The organism is Arthrobacter sp. AOP36-C1-22 (genome assembly GCF_052377515.1).
In the GTDB taxonomy this organism is placed as follows: Bacteria; Actinomycetota; Actinomycetes; order Actinomycetales; family Micrococcaceae; genus Arthrobacter_H.
This window is the reverse complement of record NZ_JBQSWW010000009.1, coordinates 72,438-90,900: the sequence shown is the minus strand read 5'-3', so window position 1 is coordinate 90,900 and position 18,463 is coordinate 72,438. Positions and strand designations below refer to the sequence as shown.

The window sequence follows — 18,463 nt, the reverse complement described above, 5'->3', positions numbered from 1 at the left end:
GCCTCTAGTGTCCTCTCTTCGGGGCGCGGACGCCCCGCTGCCCGGCGGCCGCGTCGAGCACCCGGCGGGCCATCTGTTCGGCGGCGTCGCGGCGCCCCAGCGCCCGGGCCGCCGCGGACATGGTGTCCAGGCGTCCGGGGTCGGCCAGCAACCCGGGGACGACCCGGGCGACGTAGTCGGCGGTGAACTCGTCATCGGGTTTCACGATGGCGCCCCCCGTGGCCTTCAGGTCGCTGGCATTTTGTGCCTGTTCGCCGTTGCCGATCGGCAGCGGGACCAGGATCGAGGGCAGTCCGACGGCGGCCAGCTCGCAGACCGTGCCGGCTCCGGCCCGGGCAATGATCAGGTCCGCGGCGGCGTAGGCCTGTTCCATCCCGTCCACGTATTCGACCTGGTGGTAGCCGGGCAGCGACAGCGGCTCCCCGTCCTCGTCCACCATGGCCTTGCCGCTGCCGGTGACGTGCAGGACCTGGAATCCCGGGTGTTCGGCGCCGGCGTCCCCGGCCAGGCGGCGGAGACCACCGATGAGGGCCTGGTTCACCGACAGGGCGCCGGAGGATCCGCCGGTGACCACCAGGGTCGGCAGCTGTGGGTCCAGGCCCAGGGCGCTGCGGGCTTCGACCCGGGCCGCGGCGCGGTCCAATCCGGCGATCCGGCGGCTCATGGGCATGCCGACCAGTTCGGCTCCGGGCAGGCCGGTGCCCTCGAACGCGGTGCCCACGGCGGCGGCGAAGCGCGCGCCGACCCGGTTGGCCAGGCCTGCCTTGGCGTTGGCCTCATGCACGACCACCGGGATGTGCAGCCGACGGGCCGCCAGATAAACCGGAGTGCAGACGTAGCCGCCGACCCCGACGACCACGTCGGCCTCGGCCCGGCGCAGGATGTTCTGGGCCCCCCGCACTGCCGCCACGAAACGGAACGGCAGCTTCAGCAGGTCCAGCGAGGGACGGCGTGGCATCGGCACCCGGGCGATGGTCTCCAACTCGTAGCCGGCCGCCGGCACCAGCCGGGTTTCCATCCCCGAGGGGGTTCCGACCAGGCGGATCGCGGGCCGGGGTTCGGCCTCCCGCAGGGCATCGGCAATGGCGAGCAGGGGTGAGACATGGCCGGCGGTTCCTCCGCCGGCCATCACCACCGAGGGGACATGGTTCATGGGTTGGCCTTCCTGACTTTGCGTGGGGTCCCGCCCGGGGTCGTGGCTTCGGTGGGCAGTTCAGAGCTGGCGTCGGGGCGGGAACGGGCGAAGCACAACACGACGCCGACGGCCATGAGCGAGAGCAGCAGGGCCGAACCACCCGAGGAGATGAAGGGCAGCGGGACGCCGATCACCGGGAGCAACCCGGTGACCATGCCGATGTTCAGGAATGCCTGGCCGATCAGCCAGGCCATGATGCCGCCGGTGGCGATGCGCACGAACCCGTCCTGGTGGCGGGCCGCGACCCGGTACATCGCAATGGCGAGGATCGCGAAGAGCACGACGACGACCAGGGTGCCCAACAGTCCGAGCTCCTCACCGAGGATGGTGAAGATGAAGTCGTTGGAGGCCTCGGGGATGTAGTTCCACTTCTGCCGTGATTGGCCCAGGCCCACACCCCACCAGCCGCCTGAGGCCAGCGCATAGATGCCCTGGGTGGATTGGTAGCAGGCGCCGGGCTGGGTATCGCAGTTCAGCCCCAGCCAGGCATAGATGCGGGTCATGCGGTTGCCGGAGACCATCACCATGACCACGGCCGCGATGGCCCCGAGCACCCCGGCCGCGGCGAACAGCTTCAGCCGGACCCCGCCCAGGAACAACGTGGCCACCAGGACCAGACCGATGACCAGTGCGGTGCCCAGGTCCCGGCCGACCATCACCAGTCCCAGGAGCAGGACGCCCCCGGGGAAGAGGACCGGGATCAAGGCGTGGGACGTCTGGTCGATGAGCTTGGACTTCTTGCTCAGTACGGAGGCCGCCCAGACCGCCAGGGCCAGCTTCGCCGCTTCGGAGGGTTGGAAGGTGAGCGAACCGATCTTGATCCAGTTCTTGTTCCCGTAGATCTCCAGCCCCAGCGGTGTCAGGACCAGCAGGAGCAGGAAGGCGCTGATGAACAGGGCCGGCCACGCCAGCTTCTTGAACGTCGGCAGCGAGAACCGCGAGATGATGAGCATCATCGCGACCCCCACGACGGCCCAGACGCCCTGTTTGATGACCTGGTCGTAGGAGGAGGCATCGGGGTTGCTGCTGATCGCTTCCACGGAGGAGGAGGACAGGACCATCATCAGGCCGATCACGGTCAGGGCCAACGTGCTGCCCAGGATCAGGTAGTACCCGGTCCGTCCGTCCTTATGCGGGTCGCCTTCAACCCAGTTCCAGAAGCGGGCGACCGGCGTTTGGGTGGATTTCTCCCGGGTCCTGCCCCGCGTGGCCGCCGTGTTCTCGCGTCCGGGGGTCCGGGTGATGAGGGCCCGCGACCGGTCGGGGGCCTGGAGGCCCTTCTTCCGCGGGGAGGAGGCCTTCTTCGGGCTGCCGGGGTGGGCGTTGGTGGCCGGGGCCGACTCCTGCGCCCCGGTATCGGCGGTGCCGGATGGACCGGACGCCGGCGGATGTCCCGCTGAGCCTGCGTTGCCCCCGTGGAGGCCCGTCCTGCGGATCCGGGGCTTGCGGCCCGATCCACCGGTGGGGCGTGATGTGGGGGGTTCCACGCATACTCCTTAGTTTTCTTCGTCCTCCATGAGCCGGCCGACCGCTTCGATGAAGGCGTTGCCGCGGTGGGCGTAGGACGTGAACTGGTCCATGGATGCCGCCGCCGGCGCCATGAGCACCGTGTCCCCGGCCTCGGCGATCCGCGCCGCGGCTTGAACAGCCGCTTCCATGACCGACGTTTCGCGTTCCTGCCGATCCGAACCATCTGCTGTCTGTGTACCAGTTTCGCCTACCGGCGCCTCGATCACCTGCACCGTGGGCGCGTGTCGCCGCAATGCCTCCTGCAGCGCGGAGGTGTCGGTTCCGATGAGCACCACGGCTCGGAGTTTGTCGGCGAAGCGCGTCACCAGTTCGGAGTAGTCCACTCCCTTGGACAGCCCTCCGGCGATCCAGACGACCGAGCCGAAGGAGCCCAGCGATGCGGCGGCGGCATGCGGGTTGGTGGCCTTGGAATCGTTGATCCACAGGATGTCGTCCCGACGGGCGACGGCCTGGATGCGGTGGTCCCCGCCTTCATAGGCGTGCAGTCCCCGGCGGACGGCTTCCGGTTCGACCCCGTAGGCGCGGACCAGCGCCGCGGCAGCCAGCGCATTGGCGACCATATGCCGCGGTGCCACTCCCCCGAAGTCCTCCAACGAGGCCAGTTCGGCGGCCGAATCACCGCGCTCGGCGATGTAGGCGCGGTCCACCAACAGATCGTCGACGACCCCCAGCATGCTGCGCGCGGGGACCGAGGTGGTGAAGCCGATGGCCCGGCATCCCTCGACGACATCGGCGTCTTCGACCATTTTCTCGGTGATCGGTGCCTCCACGTTGTACACCGCGGCCACCCGGGTGCGTTCGTAGATCCTGGCTTTATCCGCCTGGTACTGCTCGAAGGAGCCATGCCAGTCCACATGGTCCTGGGCGATGTTCAACACCACCGAGGCCAGCGGCGAGAGGGTGTGGGTGTAGTGCAGTTGGAAACTGGAGAGCTCGACGGCGATCACGTCATACCCCTCGGGGTCGCGGACCGCATCGAGGATGGGCGTGCCGACGTTGCCGGCGGCGACGGCCCGCAGCCCGCCCGCCCGCAGCATGGCCTCGGTCATCCCCACGGTGGTGGTTTTCCCGTTCGTCCCGGTGATGACCAGCCATTCGGCGGTCTTGCGCCCTTCACGGTGGTTCACCCGCCAGGCGAGTTCGACGTCGCCCCAGATCGGCACCGAGGCTTCGGCGGCAGCCCTCAGCAGCGGGTGATGCGGTGGCCAGCCCGGTGAGGCGATGACCAGATCGGCGACCCGGCCGTCGATGGTGGGCAGTCCCTGGGTGTGTTCCGGGCCCAGCAGGACGTCCCGGGCACCGACGATCTTCAAGGTGTCGGCCCGCTGGGCGCTTTCCTCCCCGGCGCCGGTATCGACGACGACGACGGCGGCCCCGAGCTCGATCAGGGTATCGGCGGCGGAGAAGCCGGTGACGCCCAGCCCGGCCACCACGACCCGCAGGCCGCTCCAGTCGGCGTCCCAGCTGGTCAGATCGTCCAAACGCACGTTCACAGTCCCAAAACCCATTCGCCGTAGAAGAGACCCAAGGCAACGGCGACGCACAGTCCGCAGATGATCCAGAAGCGCACGACGACGGTGACTTCGGCCCACCCCTTGAGTTCGAAGTGATGCTGCAGCGGAGCCATCAGGAAGATTCGTCTGCCGCCGGAGAGTTTGAAGAAGCCGACCTGGATGATCACCGACAAGGAGATGATCACGAACAGTCCGGCGAGGATGATCAGCAGGACCTCGGTGCGTGAGAGCAGCGCGAAGGCCGCCACGGCACCACCGATGGCCAGTGAGCCGGTGTCCCCCATGAAGATCTGTGCCGGGGAGGTGTTCCACCACAGGAACCCGATCAGGGCCCCGGAGAGGATCGCCGCGAGCAGGGCCAGATCCATCGGGTCGCGGACTTCGTAACACACCGACCCGATCGAGCGGGAGGATCCACAGGCCTGGTTGAACTGCCAGATGCCCATCAGGGTGTACGCACTGAAGACCATGATCGACGCCCCGGTCGCCAGCCCGTCCAGGCCGTCGGTGAGGTTCACGCCGTTGGTGGCCGCGGTGACGATCACATTCGCCCAGATGATGAAGAGGATGGCCCCGATCAGCGGGCCGAAGAACGCCAGATCCAGGGCGGTGTCGCGCGTGAAGGACAAATGGGTGGAGGCCGGGGTCAGACCCTTGCCGTTGGGGAACTTCAGTGCGAGGATCGCGAAGGCGATCCCCACGATCGCCTGCAACAGCAGTTTCTGCCAGGCCCGGAGCCCGAGGCTGCGCTGCTTGGAGATCTTGATGTAGTCGTCGAGGAACCCGACGAAGCCCATGCCGGCCATCAGGAACAGCAACACCAACCCACTGGCCGAGGGGCCGGGGGCATGGTCGGCGAGCAGGCCCAGGATCCCGTGCGTACCGAAATAGGCGACGAAGACGGCCGCGACGATGACGGCACCGCCCATGGTCGGCGTCCCGCGCTTGGTGTGGTGCGAGGTCGGACCGTCGTCCCGGACGAACTGGCCATAGCTGCGCTTGGTCAGGACCTTGATGAAGACCGGGGTTCCGGCAAAGGACAGGACCAGGGCGATGGCTGCGCCCATGATGAGGGAGATCACCGGGGATCCTCCGTTTCGAGCGCGCTGGTGGCACCGTTCGAGCAGGTAGTGGAAGCCACCCTGTCGCCCAGGTGGCGTAGACCTGCGGAGTTGGAGGACTTGAACAAGACGATGTCTCCGGGTTCCAGCTGGTCAGCCAACAATGCCTCGGCGTCGTCCGGGGTCTCGACGTAGTACGCCTCGTCTCCCCAACTGCCTTCGAGCACTGCCGAGTTGAAGGCGGCCTTGGCTCCTTGGCCGACCACCACCAGCTTCTTGATGTTGAGCCGGACCGCGAGGCGGCCGACCAGGTCGTGTTCGTGGATTGATTCGGGGCCGAGTTCGAGCATCTCGCCCAGGACTGCCCAGGTGCGGCGGGCGACTCCCGCCTCCGAGGGCAGACCGAGTTCGGCCAGCGTCCGCAGTGCGGCACGCATCGATTCGGGATTCGCGTTGTAGGCGTCGTTGACGATGCTCACGCCGTCGGCACGGTCGGTGCGTTCCATGCGCCACCGGCTCGCCGGCCCCCGGTCCTGCAGGGTCGCGGCGATCGTGGAGCCGTCGATGCCCACGCTGTACGCGGCGGCCGCGGCGGCCAGCAGGTTTGAGACGTGGTGCCGTCCGATGAGTCCGCTACGGATCCGGTGGCTTCCACCGTCGGGCAGGTCGAGCGTGAATTCGGGGTAGCCGCCCTCGGCGACCACGATGTCGGTGGCCATGACCGGGGCCCGGTTCCCGCCGTCGTCCATGGCGAATCCGAGGATCTCGGCGTCGGTGCGTGTCGCCATGGCGGCGACCCGCGGGTCGTCGAGGTTCAGGATGGCGGTGCCGTTGCCAGGCAGTGCCTCGACCAATTCGCCCTTGGCCCGGGCGATGTTCTCCACTCCGCCGAATTCGCCGGCGTGGGCGGTGCCCACACACAGCACGACGCCGGTGTCCGGGTGGACCATGTCGGTCAGGTAGGTGATGTGGCCGATGCCGGTGGCACCCATTTCGATGACCAGGTACCGGGTCTCGGCCGTGGCATTGAAGACGGTCAGAGGGACGCCGACTTCGCCGTTGTAGGAACCGATGGGAGCCACCGTGGGCCCCGAGGTCTGCAGGATCGATGCGAGCAGGTCCTTGGTGGTGGTCTTCCCGGCGGAACCGGTGATGCCGATGACCCGGGTCCCGCCGGCCCGCAGCCGCTCCACGAGATGGGCCGCCAGCGCGCCCATGGCGATGACCGCATCGTCGACGATGACCGCCGGGTGCACGGCCCCTGCCGTATCCAGTGTCTCGTGCTCGGCCAGGGCCAGGATGGCGCCTGCGGCGAAGGCCCGGTCGATGAAGTGGTGGCCGTCCGATACCTCGCCGGGTTTGGCGACGAAAAGGGTCCCGGTGGCGCACTCCCGTGAGTCGGTGGCGACACCGCTGACGGTGGTTCCGGGATCGGCGGTGGCCGTGATGCGCCCACCGGTAATGGACGCAATGTCGGCTGTGTTCAGTTCAATCATGGCTCTTTGACTTTACCCGTTGGCCGCCGAGTCGGTGGAACCGTCCTCGGCGGGGCGCGGGCTATGCCCTGCGGCGAGCAATGCCTGACGCAGTTCCACCCGGTCGTCCAGGGCCACGTTCACGCCGTTGACTTCCTGCCAGACCTCATGCCCGCGCCCTGCCACCAGGATGGTGTCCCCGGCCCGCGCCATCGCCACTGCGGCCACGATCGCGTCCGCCCGCGGGAAGATCTCGGCGGCCTGGCTCCCCAGTCCCTCGGCTTCGATGGCCTCCAACGCCCCGGTCAGGACATCCCGGCGGATCCCTCCGGCTTCCTCGTTGTGGGGATCATCATCCGTGATGATCACGACATCGGCGTGTCGGGCTGCGACGGCCCCCATGGTGGGGCGTTTGGTGGCGTCCCGGTCCCCCGTGGCCCCGAAGACGACGATGACCCGTGAGTCCGGATGTTGTCCCCGCACGCCTTCGATGGCCCGTTCGAGCGCGTCTGAATTATGGGCGAAATCGACGACGGCTGCCGGGGAATCACAGATGACCTGCATCCGGCCCGGCACCGCGACGGTCAGGGGGTCGGAGGCGTCCAGGACCCGTTGGAGGTCTTCCAGGGCGATGCCTGCGACATGGACCATCAGCAGGGCCAGGGCGGCGTTGGAGACATTGAAGAGCCCGGGCAGGCCCGTGTGGGCGCGCAACCGTTCCCCGTCGGGACCGTGAATTTCGAATTCATGACCGAGACCGTGCTGGGCGATGCCCTGGACGCTCCACGCCCGACCGGGCAGCTGCTCGTCGGCTCCTGCCCCATCACGGGGAACGGTCCGCAGGGTGGACACCTCGGCGGTGCTGGAGCGCGCCATGCGACGACCCCAGGCATCGTCCACCGTGATGACCGCACGGGCACTCCGCTCGGCGGCGAAGAGCCGGGACTTGGCCTCGAAATAGGCCTCCATGCTGCCATGCAGGTCCAGGTGGTCCTGGGTGAGGTTGGTGAAGCCCGCGACCCCGAAGGCCATGCCTCCGACTCGTTCATAGTCGATGGAATGGGAGGAGACCTCCATCGCGACCGTGTCCACCCCGGCCGCCCGCATCCGGGCCAACAACGCATGCAGTTGCGGGGCTTCCGGTGTGGTCAGCACGCTGGGGATCCGTGTTCCGTCGGCGAGGATCTCAATGGTCCCGATCAGCCCGGTCCGCTGGCCCAGCGCCCGCAACAGCGAGGTGATGAAGTACGTCGTCGTGGTCTTGCCGTTGGTTCCGGTGACACCGATCAGGCCGAGCCCGGGCACCACCGATCCGTACAGGATGGCGGCCACGGGTCCCACGGAGGCCCGCACGGAGTCCACCACCAGCACCGGTAGGCCGGTGGCCGCCGCCCGTTCTTCACCGCTTTCGTCGGCGAGGATCGCCCCGGCTCCGGAATTGGCGGCTGCGGTGCAGTAGTCGGCACCATGGCTTCGTGCCCCGGGAACCGCTGCGTAGAGGTCCCCGGCCAGCACGGCTCGTGAATCGAGGCATACCCCCTGGACCACCGTGCCGCCGTCACCCCGGAGCCGAGGCGTGATGCCGTGCTCGGCCAGGCGACCGGCCAGCTCGTTCAGGGTCAGACGAGGAGCCTGGTCGGGACGGAACGCACGTTCGGCGTCCTGGGGGGTGGGGGGCACTGTGTTCACCATGCGTATTTCTGCTTCTTTCCGACGAAGACCTTATAGGGATCGGGCTTATCGGTGGTGGGTGGGACGTTGTAGCTGTTGAGGGTCTGGGACATGATCGAGGTGAACGTGTCGCCCACACTGAAGCTCTCCCAATTGCCCTTGGGCCGCTGCATCGTCACGACGACCAGGTACTTCGGGTCGTCGATCGGCGCCATCCCGGCGAAGGAGCTGGTGTAGCCGTCGAGTTTGCCCGTCGGACCGGCGGCCTGACCGGTTCCGGTCTTGCCCCCGACGCGGTATCCATCGATGTCCATGTCATACCCCGTGCCGTCGGTCACCACGGTCTCCATCATCCGCCGCATTTCCTTGGAGGTCTTCTTGGAGATGACCCGCTTGCTCTTGACCTCCTTGCGCTCGTGTTCGGTCCCGTCCGGATCCGTGTAGGACTCGATGAGCGAGGGCTCGATCTGGACCCCCTGGTTGGCGATCGCCTGGAAGATGCGGGCCGTGTGCAGGGAGGTCAGGCTGTAGCCCTGGCCGAACATGGTCGTGTACTGCTGGCGGCGGTCCCAGCGCTCCGGGGGAACGAAGATGCCCTTGTTGACCGGAACCCCGATGTCGAAGCCCTGGCCGATGCCGAACTTCTTCATCCATTCGTAGCGTTGTTCGTTGCTGAGCTTGCTGCCGACCATCGTGGTGCCGGTGTTGTAGGAGCGCGCGAAGATCCCCGCCGTGGTCATGTCCAGGGTCTCGTGCTTCATCGAGTCGTGGATGGTTTCCTTGCCGATGGTGTATTCGTTCGGGACGGTGAAGTGGTCCTTGGGCTTCACCACGCCTTCCTCCAAGGCGGCCGCGAAAGTGGCGGCCTTGCCGGTCGAGCCGGGTTCGTAGGCCTGCGACACCGTGGTTGAACGACGGAACTTGGCGTCCGTGGCTCCCGGGTCCGCCGGATCCACCGTCGTCGAATCCGCCAGGGCCCGGATCTTGCCGGTGTCCACCTCGACGACCACCGCGTTGACCCATTCGGCGTTGAACTGCTTCTGCTTGGCCATCACCGCTTCCTGGGCGGCCCACTGGATATCGCTGTTGATCGTGAGTTTGAGGTCCTGGCCATCGACCGCCGGCTTTTCCTTGAGCGTCGCCATCGGAATCCTGACCCCATCGGCGGCGATCTCGAAGGTCTTGGTCCCCGCTTCACCGGCCAATGCTTTGTTCTGGCTCAATTCCAAGCCCTCGGCCCCGGTCTGGGAGGTCCCGTCCTCGCTGGACCGCAGAAAACCCAATACCGAGCCGGCGACGGTGCCGTTGGGGTATTCACGTTCGAAGCGTTCCTGGCTGGTGATCCATGGCAGCCCGATCTTCAGGACCTTGTTGCGGGTTTCGGGGGTCACCCCTTTGGCCACGACGGAGTAGCCCTTCTTCTTGGCCCCCTCATCGCCGATGATGGAGGTCTTCAGCGTGTCCTGATCGATGTCCAGGGTGGCCGCGAGTTCCTTGACGGCGTCTTCGGTCTGCACGACGTCCCGGCCGCCGTCACCGTCCTTGCGCTTGAACGAGTCCTTAACCTGGCGCTGGTCGACCACCAGGTCGTAGCGTTCAAAGCTGGCAGCCAGGATCTTCCCGGATGAGTCCAGGATCTTGCCACGCACCGGCTGCTGGTCCGTTTCGCGGATCCGCTGGCCGGTGGCCGCCTCCGCAGCAGCCGACGGATCGAGCCCCTGCACCAGGAAGAGCCGTCCGCCGAGCAGGACCAGCATGACCATGGCAAGGGCCAGGCCCGTCCGCAGACGGCGCGGCTCGGTGTGCTTTGATTTCCTGGCGGGCGGCCTGGCCATAGTTCATTCCTTGGGTTGCTGATCGGTTCTTCTCGAGGTCCGTACCGAACAGGACTCGCTGCCCTACTGTCCGGAACCCTGCTGCGCCGGAGCCGGGATGGTTCCGCCGTTCAGGTCCTCGCTCGAAGCTTCGTCGGTCTTCTTTTGTGTCTTGCTCTCGGCCTCCGAGGCGCCGTCGGTGACTGCCTTGCCCTCGGGGGCGATGTTGCTTTGCTGCTCCGCGGCTTCGGACTTCGTGTCCGCCACCGTCTGTTTCTTGGCCTGGTCTTCAGGGACCGCCGGTGTCGGTACATGGGCGGAAGGAAGCTTTCCCTTTTCCGCGGCCGTGGCCTTTCCGGCGATCTTCTGGGTGTCCAGATTGATCGAAGCCACCGTTCCCGGGGTGACCATACCCAATTCTGCCGCCTTGACTGCCACATTCTGGGGAGCTTGAAGGTTTTGGAGCTCCTGTGTCAGCGCTTCGTTCTGCTGGCTGAGGGCCTGTTCCTGGCCGCGGAGGCTCACGATGTCGTACTGGGAGTTGGCCACATTGACGTTGATGACCAGGACCCCGACCAGCGCCGCCAGCAACAAAGCGAAGCAGAACACGGCGAATCCGGCGCGTCGGCTGCGTTTCGTGGCCGGGACCAGGGACAGCGGTGTGCGCGGCTTGGGTTCGGAACGAGGAAGGGGCGTCGGAGCCAGTGCGCGGGCGTTGGCACCGACGGTGCTGCCTGCGGTGCTCTGCCGTGCGTGAACTGCACGCGTCTGGGTTGCGGTGCTCATGTTCAGCTCCTCTTCAGGATTCGTTCCACCGCGCGGAGCTTGGCTGATGCCGCGCGGGGGTTTTCGTCGATTTCGATGTCATTCGGCTTCTCGGTTCCCTTGGTCAGACTCCGGAAGCGGGCCTTGTGCTCCTCCAGCTCGACCGGGAACCCGAGGGGGGCCGAGGACTTGGAGGCCGCGGCGAAGTGCTTCTTGGCCAGCTTGTCCTCGAGCGAGTGGTAGCTCATCACCACCACCCGGCCCCCGATGTTCAGCACGTCCATCGAGGCCGGTAGCGCCCGGTCCAGCACATCGAGTTCTTCGTTGACCTCGATACGCAGGGCCTGGAAGGTCCTTTTGGCGGGGTGTCCCCCGGTGCGGGCGGCCCCGGCCGGCACGACGCTGCGGATGCTCTCCACCAACTGGCCGGTGGTTTCGAAGGGGCGCATCCCCCGGTCCCGGACGATGGCCGACGCGATCCGACCGGCGAACTTCTCCTCACCCCAGGTGCGGATCAGGCGGACGAGATCCGATTCGGAATAGTCGTTGACCACATCGGCGGCCGTCGGTCCGGTCGAGGTGTCCATGCGCATGTCCAGTGGGGCATCGAAGGAATAGGCGAAGCCGCGTTCGCGCTCATCGAGCTGCAGCGAGGAAACCCCCAGGTCGAACAACACGCCATCGACGCCGTCGAAGCCCAGGTCCTCGACCACATCATCGATTTCGTCGTAGACCGCGTGGACCAGATCGGTCCGGTGGGAGAACGGCGCCAACCGCTCCCCCGCCAAGGCCAGTGCCTGCTCGTCGCGATCCAGCCCGATCAGGTGAAGCTGGTCGAAACGACGCAACAGCGCCTCGGAGTGCCCGCCCATGCCGAGCGTGCAATCAACGACGACGGCCCGTTCGCGCTGGTCGATCCCTGCCTGGATCGACGGCGCCAACAGCCCTACACAACGTTCGAGCAGCACCGGTACGTGCCGCTCGGATGTGGGACGGGGTGTGATGTCGTCGGTCATGCCCTGTCCCCTTTCAGCGTGTCACAGCTTGCAATCGTGGTGTAGGGATTGGGCCAGATCCCCCTCCGCTCCGATCCTCATCGGCCTGGCTCCGGGGAAGTGGAGCCAGGATGATGCTGACGGGCGGCTGGAGATCTGGTCCAACCCCACCGAGCGCTTCCAGCGGTTGCTAGAAAATGCCCGGCAGTACTTCTTCATCTGTCTCGGAGAACGTGCTCTCCTGTTCTTCGAGGTATTCGTTCCAAGCCTGGGTATCCCAGATCTCGGCCCGGGACCCCGCACCGATGACGGTGACCTCACGGTCCAGTCCGGCGTAGGCGCGCAGTGCCCCCGGGATGGTGACCCTGCCCTGCTTATCCGGCATCTCGTCAGAGGCGCCGGAGAGGAAAACGCGGATGTAATCCCGCGCCTGCCGCGAGGACAACGGTGCCTGACGCATCTGCTCATGCACGTTCTCGAATTCCCGCTGGCTGAAGACGTAGACGCAGCGTTCCTGCCCCCGGGTCAGAACCAGCCCGTTCGCCAGTTCATCGCGGTATTTGGCAGGAAGGATGATGCGCCCCTTTTCGTCAAGACGCGGCGTGTACGTCCCGAGGAACATACGCACCGCCTTCCCGTCATCAAGGAGCTACGTTCACCCCGTCATCCCCCATCACCTCTACAGTCCCCCACTTTACTCCACAAAGCCCCACTGTCAACGACAGACGGTAGTTTTACCACCAATAGGGCAAATTCTTTTCCTTGCAATCAGAGGGAAGCAGGCCCGTGGTGAGGAGTGGAGGGAATTTGGTATACAAGAGCGCGCCGGACGGGAAAAAGTCCGAAAAGATGCGCAATCACGGGCTGTGCGCCCTCGCCGGGATCCTGGTGGGGCAAAGTGGAGGAACCCGGTGGCGGGAAGTGGAGGACGGCGCGGAGGGCCACCGGAGGGGATGGGCCCGCGGGGGTGTGGCGTTCACCACGAGGTCGTGGCGCCCTGAGGGCACAAAAAAAGAGCGCCGGCCGTGATGGCCTGCGCCCTGCGGTGGCTAGGGTCCTTCTTCGGGCCTGGTGGCCAGGCCCGACGACTAGTTAGTGATCGTTAGTGCTCGTCCCGATGACGGGCTTCCCATTTGGATTCAAGATCCGCCATGAATGAGCTCTTCTGCGGTCCTGACCTGGTTCTGCCCTTGCCGACCTTGCCGAAGGCATTCTTCGAAAAAGCGACATAGACCCCGATGCACATCAGCGCGAAGCCCAGGACACCGACCGGGATCCATTGGCTGGAGACACCCAGCAACAGAGCGATGATGCCCACGACTCCGATGATGGCGCCGATGGCGATGTTCCGCGTGGAATAGCCGCCGGGTGCGGCGTTTGACTTCATCGAGGAGGCAAACTTGTGATCCTCGTGCAGTTGCTTTTCCAGCTGCTCGAGCAAGTGCTGCTCGTGTTCGGAAAGTGGCATGATCCCTTCCCCAATCCCTCGTGTCCGTCGGTCTCCGTCCGGAGAACCCCTATATATAAGTCAACGGTTCCCGCAACTGCATTGTTCCCGCTGCCGCAAGTACGTCCAATTACTTTTTCGCTACCTGTGGTCCGTCAAGGATAGTCTGCATTTCCACCACCGGGAAGTCGAGTTATGTTTCCTCCTCGGGTGGGTTCTCCGGTGGGCGCATCAGGGTCGCCGGCTGCAGCGATCCGGCGGGGAACCTCTGCCGGATGCGATCCATGGTTTCCTCGGCCTGACGCCAGTTTCCGTCGCTCCGTTCGAAGCTCAATTGGATGCCGCCGTCGGCATCGGAAAGTTGTTCCACCCGGATGCCGATGAGACGAACCCCTTGCGGTCGTTCTCCGATCCCGGCCAGCAGTCCTTCCGCAGCCGCCAGCAGTACCTGCGCGGAATTCGTGGGCTGCACCAGTCGACGGCTCCGAGACATGGTGGTGAAGTCCGAGTACCTGAGTTTCAGGGCCACTGTCTGGCCCTGGCGCTCCGCCTCGCGGAGTCTTTGGGCCACGCGGTACGCCAGGCGCAGCAGTTCCCGCTTCAGCGGCGCCTCTTCATGGACGTCGACGGCGAAGGTTTCCTCGGCACCGATGCTCTTCTCCACCCTGACCGGTTCCACCGCACGGTCGTCCCTGCCCCAGGCGAGGGCATGGAGGTGGAGGCCATTGGAACCAAGCAGCCGTTCCAGCGTGGCCAGCGGGGTCTGGGCCAGTTCGCTCACCATCGAGATCCCGGCCCGGGCCAACACCTCCTTTGTCTTGGCCCCCACGCCCCACAGGGCTTCGACGGGAAGGGTGTGCAGGTAGGCGACCGTGTCCTCGGGAGCGATGCGGAGCAATCCGTCGGGCTTGGAACGGGTCGAGGCCACCTTCGCCACGTATTTGTTCCTGGCGATCCCCACGCTGGCCGGAAGGCCCAGTTCAGCGCGGAACCTGGCCCGGATCATGCGCCCGATCTCCAGTGGTTCACCCAGTCGACGCAAGCTGCCCGTGACGTCGAGGAAGGCCTCGTCCACGCTCACTTGTTCCACCAGGGGGGTGATCTCGGCGAAGACCGACATGATGCGTTCAGAAATGAGGCGATAGGAAGCCATGTTCGGCTCGATGACCGTGGCCTTCGGTGCCATCCGCATCGCCGTGCCCATCGGCATCGCGGACCGGACGCCCAGGCGACGGCACTCATAGGATGCGGAAAGCACCACCGAACGCCCCCCGGGGTTTCCCACGATGACCTGGCGCCCCTTCAATTCCGGCCGCGTCAGGAGCTCGACGGAGACATAGAAGGCATCCATGTCCACATGGAAGACCGTGCGCGGCGTGGGGGCTTCGACCATGTCACCAATTCTACGTAACTGCTCCGACAGATAGAATGGGACCGTTCCCAGCCCACCCCACACAACGGACGTCATGAATCCCACTGAAGCCCCCGGGCCCTTCCCCCGGCCCCCCCGCGCCGAGGACACCGAATTCATCAAGCGCCTCGACTCCATGCTGGCGACGTTCCTGTCGGAACAGCGGGATATCGTGACCGGAATCTCGCCCACCGCCGTCGATCTCGTCGATTCGGTCGAAACCCTCATCCAGGGCGGCAAGAGGCTTCGGCCGCGATTCGCCTGGTGGGGTTATGCCGGGGCCGGTGGGGATCCCGCCGACGAGGCGATCATCAGGGCGGCCGCGGCCCTGGAACTGTTCCAGGCGGCGGCCTTGATCCACGATGATGTCATCGACCGGTCCGCGACCCGACGCGGCCGACCCAGCGTGCACAAATCCTTTGAATCCACCCATTCCCGGCTCGGCTGGGCCCGGGACGGAGCACGTTTCGGGGAAGCAGCAGCCCTCCTGGCCGGCGATCTCTGCCTGTCGTTCAGTGAACAGCTCTTCGCGACCGCCACGGACGCCGGTTCGCCGGCGCGGAGGATTTTTGACGGCATGCGCACCCAGGTCATGGCCGGGCAGTATCTCGACGTCCTGGAGGAGTCGGCGGGGCCTTCGTCATCCGATAGCGACGTCCTTGAACGGGCCCGGACGATCCTGAGATATAAATCAGCCAAGTACTCCACCGAGAACCCCCTGCTCCTCGGGGGCGCCCTGGCCGGGGCCGACGACCACCTGCTGGCCGGCTACTCCGCCTTCGCCTTGCCGATCGGCGAGGCCTTCCAACTCCGCGACGACGTGTTGGGCGTGTTCGGAAACGCCGAGATCACCGGGAAACCTGCCGGCGATGATCTCCGCGAGGGCAAACGCACCGAAATGATCGCCCACGGGCTGCTGCTGGCCTCTGAGGAAGACCGCGACTTCATCCAGAACCGTCTGGGGGCCGATGACCTCACAGCGGCGGAAATCAATCGCATGATGACGGTCCTCACCGATTGCGGGGCGCTGGCAGCGACCGAGGGGAGCATCGCCGCACTCTCGGCGCAGGCCTTCGATGCGCTCGACGTCTTATCCGTCACCGATCAGATCCGCGAACAGTTGCGCGCGCTGGGAAAGGCCGTCACCGAGCGCACGGCCTGAGCACCACCGCCGCCCGCCCGGGCGCCGCTGCTACCAGCCGAGGGCCTGGGCCCGGCGCCTGATCTCCGTCTTCCGCCCCTCACGCAGGGCCTGGATCGGCGTACCGGGCAGCGATTCATCGGGGGTGAAGAGCCAGCTGATCAGCTCCTCGTCCGTGAATCCGGCGTCGCCCAGCACCGTGATGGTGCCCTTGAGGCTATCGATGATCCGCCCCTCCAGAACGAATTCCGCCGGAACGGAGCGCACCTTGCGTGCGCCCACCCGCAATTCAACGATCGAGCGTTCGTCCAACAGACGGTGCACGTCCTTGATCGAGACGTCCAACGCCTCGGCTAGGTCAGGCAAAGACAACCATTCGGTCACGAGATTATTAAGAGAACTCACCACACAAGAATGCCACAATCCGTGCTCTCCCCGTCGCAATGCTCAGGTGACGAGCCACTTAAGACTTTTAGGAACGCATCACATGGTGTAAATTCACATGAGTCACAGTTGCAACATAGGTCACACGAGTATCGCGAAGCCCTGCCTGGCTTCAACTCGATGGTGATCTCTTCGGCCAAGGCCGTCGCGATCAGAGGATGTCTACATGCCCGAGCACCGCACCAGCGGCGCGCGTTCCTCGAACGTCTTCGTTCAGGGAGCCCGCAACCGTTCCATTTCCGGAGCCGTCGCAGCCGCGACGATTCCCGCCGTCGTCCTGTCAGGTGTGGCAGCAGCCGCCCCCGCAGCCGCCGTCGAGGCTCCCACGTCCACAGCACTTCTCACCCCGAAGACCGCGACTCCCGCGAACATCGCGGCCGCCCAGCAGCGCATCGCCGCCCATCTGGTGGCTTCACAGCTGCCGACCCGCCTCACCGTGGCCGCAGCGCCCGCCAAGAAGGTGACCGTCAAGTCAGGCGATACCCTCTCGGGCATCGCCCATCGACACGATATGCCGCTGTCGAAACTCCTCAAGGCCAATAAGCTCAAGGCCAGCGATCTGATCTTCCCCGGCCAGAAGCTCAAGCTCTCCGGTGGATCGTCCTCCTCCAAGTCCAGCTCGAGCTCCTCCAAGAAGAGCTCCAGCGGATCGGCGTCGACCTACACGATCAAATCCGGGGACACCCTCTCGGCGATCGCCGAAAAGGCGGACATGGGCCTGTCCAAGCTGTTGGCGGCCAACAACATGAGCATGTCCACGATCATCTACCCGGGCAAGAAGCTCAAGCTCTCCGGTGGGTCCTCCTCCAAGTCCAGCTCGAGCTCCTCCAAGAAGAGCTACAGCGGATCGGCATCGACCTACACGATCAAATCCGGAGACACCCTCTCGGGCATCGCCCACAGCAAGGGCCTCTCCCTTTCGGCCCTGCTGAAGACCAGCGGACTGAAGTCCAGCTCCATGATCTACCCGGGCCAGAAGATCAAGCTCTCGGGGGGCTCCTCGAACTCGTCCAAGTCCAGCTCGAGCTCCTCCAAGAAGAGCTCCAGCGGATCGGCGTCGACCTACACGGTCAAATCCGGGGACACCCTCTCGGCGATCGCCGAGAAGGCGGGCATGGGTCTGTCCAAGCTGTTGGCGGCCAACAACATGAGCATGTCCACGGTCATCTACCCGGGCAAGAAGCTCAAGCTCTCCGGCTCCGCCTCTTCCTCCTCGAAATCCAGCTCGGGTTCCTCCAGCTCGTCGAGCTCGACGAAGAAGAAGACCAGCAGCACCTACACGGTCAAGTCCGGGGACACCCTTTCCGGTATCGCCGGCCAGGCGGGGATGGGCTTGTCCAAGCTCCTGTCGGCCAACAACCTGAACAACTCCTCGGTCATCTACCCCGGACAGAAGCTCAAGCTCTCCGGCGGGTCCCCGGCCTCCTCGACCTCCTCGACCTCGTCGACCCGTAAGCAGCTGGTGCCGGATACCTTCCTGCACTATAAGTACCCGGCCGGCACGGTGAAGTCCGCGAACGACAATAAGTACACGCTGCTCTCGCGCAACCTCCCCTCACGGTCGGAAATGCAGTCGATCATCAGCAGCACGGCACGCAAGATGGGCGTCGACCCGTCCCTGGCCCTGGCCCACGCGTACCAGGAGTCAGGCTTCAACATGGCAGCGGTCTCCCCCGCCAACGCCATCGGTGCCATGCAGGTCATCCCGACCTCGGGTGACTGGGCGTCACAGCTGGTCGGCCGGAAGCTGGACTTGCTGAACCCCTACGACAACGCCACGGCGGGGGTTGCCATCATCCGTTCATTGCAGCGCACCAGCAGCAACGTCGAAGACGGCATCGCCTCCTACTACCAGGGGCAGGGCTCGGTGAAGCGCAATGGCATGTACAGCGATACCAAGACCTACGTGAAGTCGGTCAAGGCCCACCAGAAGAAGTTCAACTGATCAATCCCGGGTCCCCATGACGCCGGCCGGTCCCTTCGGGGACCGGCCGGCGTTT

15 protein-coding genes are annotated in these 18,463 nt (G+C 65.6%); 2 read left to right on the top strand and 13 right to left on the bottom strand.

Annotation, left to right across the window (positions count from 1 at the left end):
• Positions 1-4: 4 nt before the first annotated feature.
• From murG to dinB, 12 genes are all read right to left on the bottom strand, one after another.
• A complete protein-coding gene (murG, locus tag ACT3S6_RS07375) occupies positions 5-1,153 on the bottom strand; it encodes an undecaprenyldiphospho-muramoylpentapeptide beta-N-acetylglucosaminyltransferase (protein ID WP_444554405.1) in 1,149 nt (382 codons plus the stop codon).
• A complete protein-coding gene (gene ftsW, locus ACT3S6_RS07370; protein ID WP_444554404.1) occupies positions 1,150-2,682 on the bottom strand; it encodes a putative lipid II flippase FtsW in 1,533 nt (510 codons plus the stop codon). The genes murG and ftsW overlap by 4 nt, the downstream gene beginning before the upstream one ends.
• A gap of 9 nt (positions 2,683-2,691) precedes the next feature.
• Positions 2,692-4,233, bottom strand: coding sequence for a UDP-N-acetylmuramoyl-L-alanine--D-glutamate ligase (gene murD, locus ACT3S6_RS07365; RefSeq protein WP_444554403.1), 1,542 nt, complete (start codon positions 4,231-4,233; stop codon positions 2,692-2,694).
• A complete protein-coding gene (mraY, locus tag ACT3S6_RS07360; protein WP_444554402.1) occupies positions 4,215-5,321 on the bottom strand; it encodes a phospho-N-acetylmuramoyl-pentapeptide-transferase in 1,107 nt (368 codons plus the stop codon). Before mraY ends, murD begins: the two co-directional genes overlap by 19 nt.
• A complete protein-coding gene (locus ACT3S6_RS07355; RefSeq protein WP_444554401.1) occupies positions 5,318-6,796 on the bottom strand; it encodes a UDP-N-acetylmuramoyl-tripeptide--D-alanyl-D-alanine ligase in 1,479 nt (492 codons plus the stop codon). Before ACT3S6_RS07355 ends, mraY begins: the two co-directional genes overlap by 4 nt.
• 12 nt (positions 6,797-6,808) lie before the next feature.
• A complete protein-coding gene (locus ACT3S6_RS07350; protein ID WP_444554400.1) occupies positions 6,809-8,467 on the bottom strand; it encodes a UDP-N-acetylmuramoyl-L-alanyl-D-glutamate--2,6-diaminopimelate ligase in 1,659 nt (552 codons plus the stop codon).
• Positions 8,461-10,281 carry a peptidoglycan D,D-transpeptidase FtsI family protein gene (locus ACT3S6_RS07345; protein ID WP_444554399.1) on the bottom strand — a complete coding sequence of 607 codons (1,821 nt, stop codon included), beginning with the start codon at positions 10,279-10,281 and terminating at the stop codon, positions 8,461-8,463. The genes ACT3S6_RS07350 and ACT3S6_RS07345 overlap by 7 nt, the downstream gene beginning before the upstream one ends.
• A gap of 63 nt (positions 10,282-10,344) precedes the next feature.
• Positions 10,345-11,046: a hypothetical protein gene (locus tag ACT3S6_RS07340; RefSeq protein ID WP_444554398.1), complete on the bottom strand. Its 702-nt coding sequence runs from the start codon at positions 11,044-11,046 to the stop codon at positions 10,345-10,347.
• A gap of 2 nt (positions 11,047-11,048) precedes the next feature.
• Positions 11,049-12,041, bottom strand: a complete 993-nt coding sequence (rsmH, locus tag ACT3S6_RS07335; RefSeq protein ID WP_444554397.1) for a 16S rRNA (cytosine(1402)-N(4))-methyltransferase RsmH — start codon at positions 12,039-12,041, stop codon at positions 11,049-11,051.
• Between the two features lie 169 nt (positions 12,042-12,210).
• Positions 12,211-12,642, bottom strand: coding sequence for a division/cell wall cluster transcriptional repressor MraZ (gene mraZ / locus ACT3S6_RS07330; RefSeq protein WP_444554396.1), 432 nt, complete (start codon positions 12,640-12,642; stop codon positions 12,211-12,213).
• A 480-nt stretch (positions 12,643-13,122) separates the two neighbouring features.
• Positions 13,123-13,488 (bottom strand): DUF3040 domain-containing protein, encoded by a 366-nt coding sequence (locus tag ACT3S6_RS07325; RefSeq protein ID WP_444554395.1) that lies wholly within the window; start codon positions 13,486-13,488, stop codon positions 13,123-13,125.
• 172 nt (positions 13,489-13,660) lie between these two features.
• Positions 13,661-14,860, bottom strand: a complete 1,200-nt coding sequence (gene dinB / locus ACT3S6_RS07320) for a DNA polymerase IV (RefSeq protein ID WP_444554394.1) — start codon at positions 14,858-14,860, stop codon at positions 13,661-13,663.
• A 73-nt stretch (positions 14,861-14,933) separates the two neighbouring features.
• On the opposite strand from dinB, the gene ACT3S6_RS07315 reads away from it, so the two are divergent.
• Positions 14,934-16,040, top strand: coding sequence for a polyprenyl synthetase family protein (locus ACT3S6_RS07315; protein ID WP_444554393.1), 1,107 nt, complete (start codon positions 14,934-14,936; stop codon positions 16,038-16,040).
• A 30-nt stretch (positions 16,041-16,070) separates the two neighbouring features.
• Here the strand turns inward: ACT3S6_RS07315 and ACT3S6_RS07310 are convergent, their stop codons facing one another.
• Positions 16,071-16,403 carry an Rv2175c family DNA-binding protein gene (locus ACT3S6_RS07310; RefSeq protein WP_444554427.1) on the bottom strand — a complete coding sequence of 111 codons (333 nt, stop codon included), beginning with the start codon at positions 16,401-16,403 and terminating at the stop codon, positions 16,071-16,073.
• A gap of 226 nt (positions 16,404-16,629) precedes the next feature.
• On the opposite strand from ACT3S6_RS07310, the gene ACT3S6_RS07305 reads away from it, so the two are divergent.
• A complete protein-coding gene (locus ACT3S6_RS07305) occupies positions 16,630-18,408 on the top strand; it encodes a LysM peptidoglycan-binding domain-containing protein (protein WP_444554392.1) in 1,779 nt (592 codons plus the stop codon).
• Positions 18,409-18,463 lie beyond the last annotated feature (55 nt).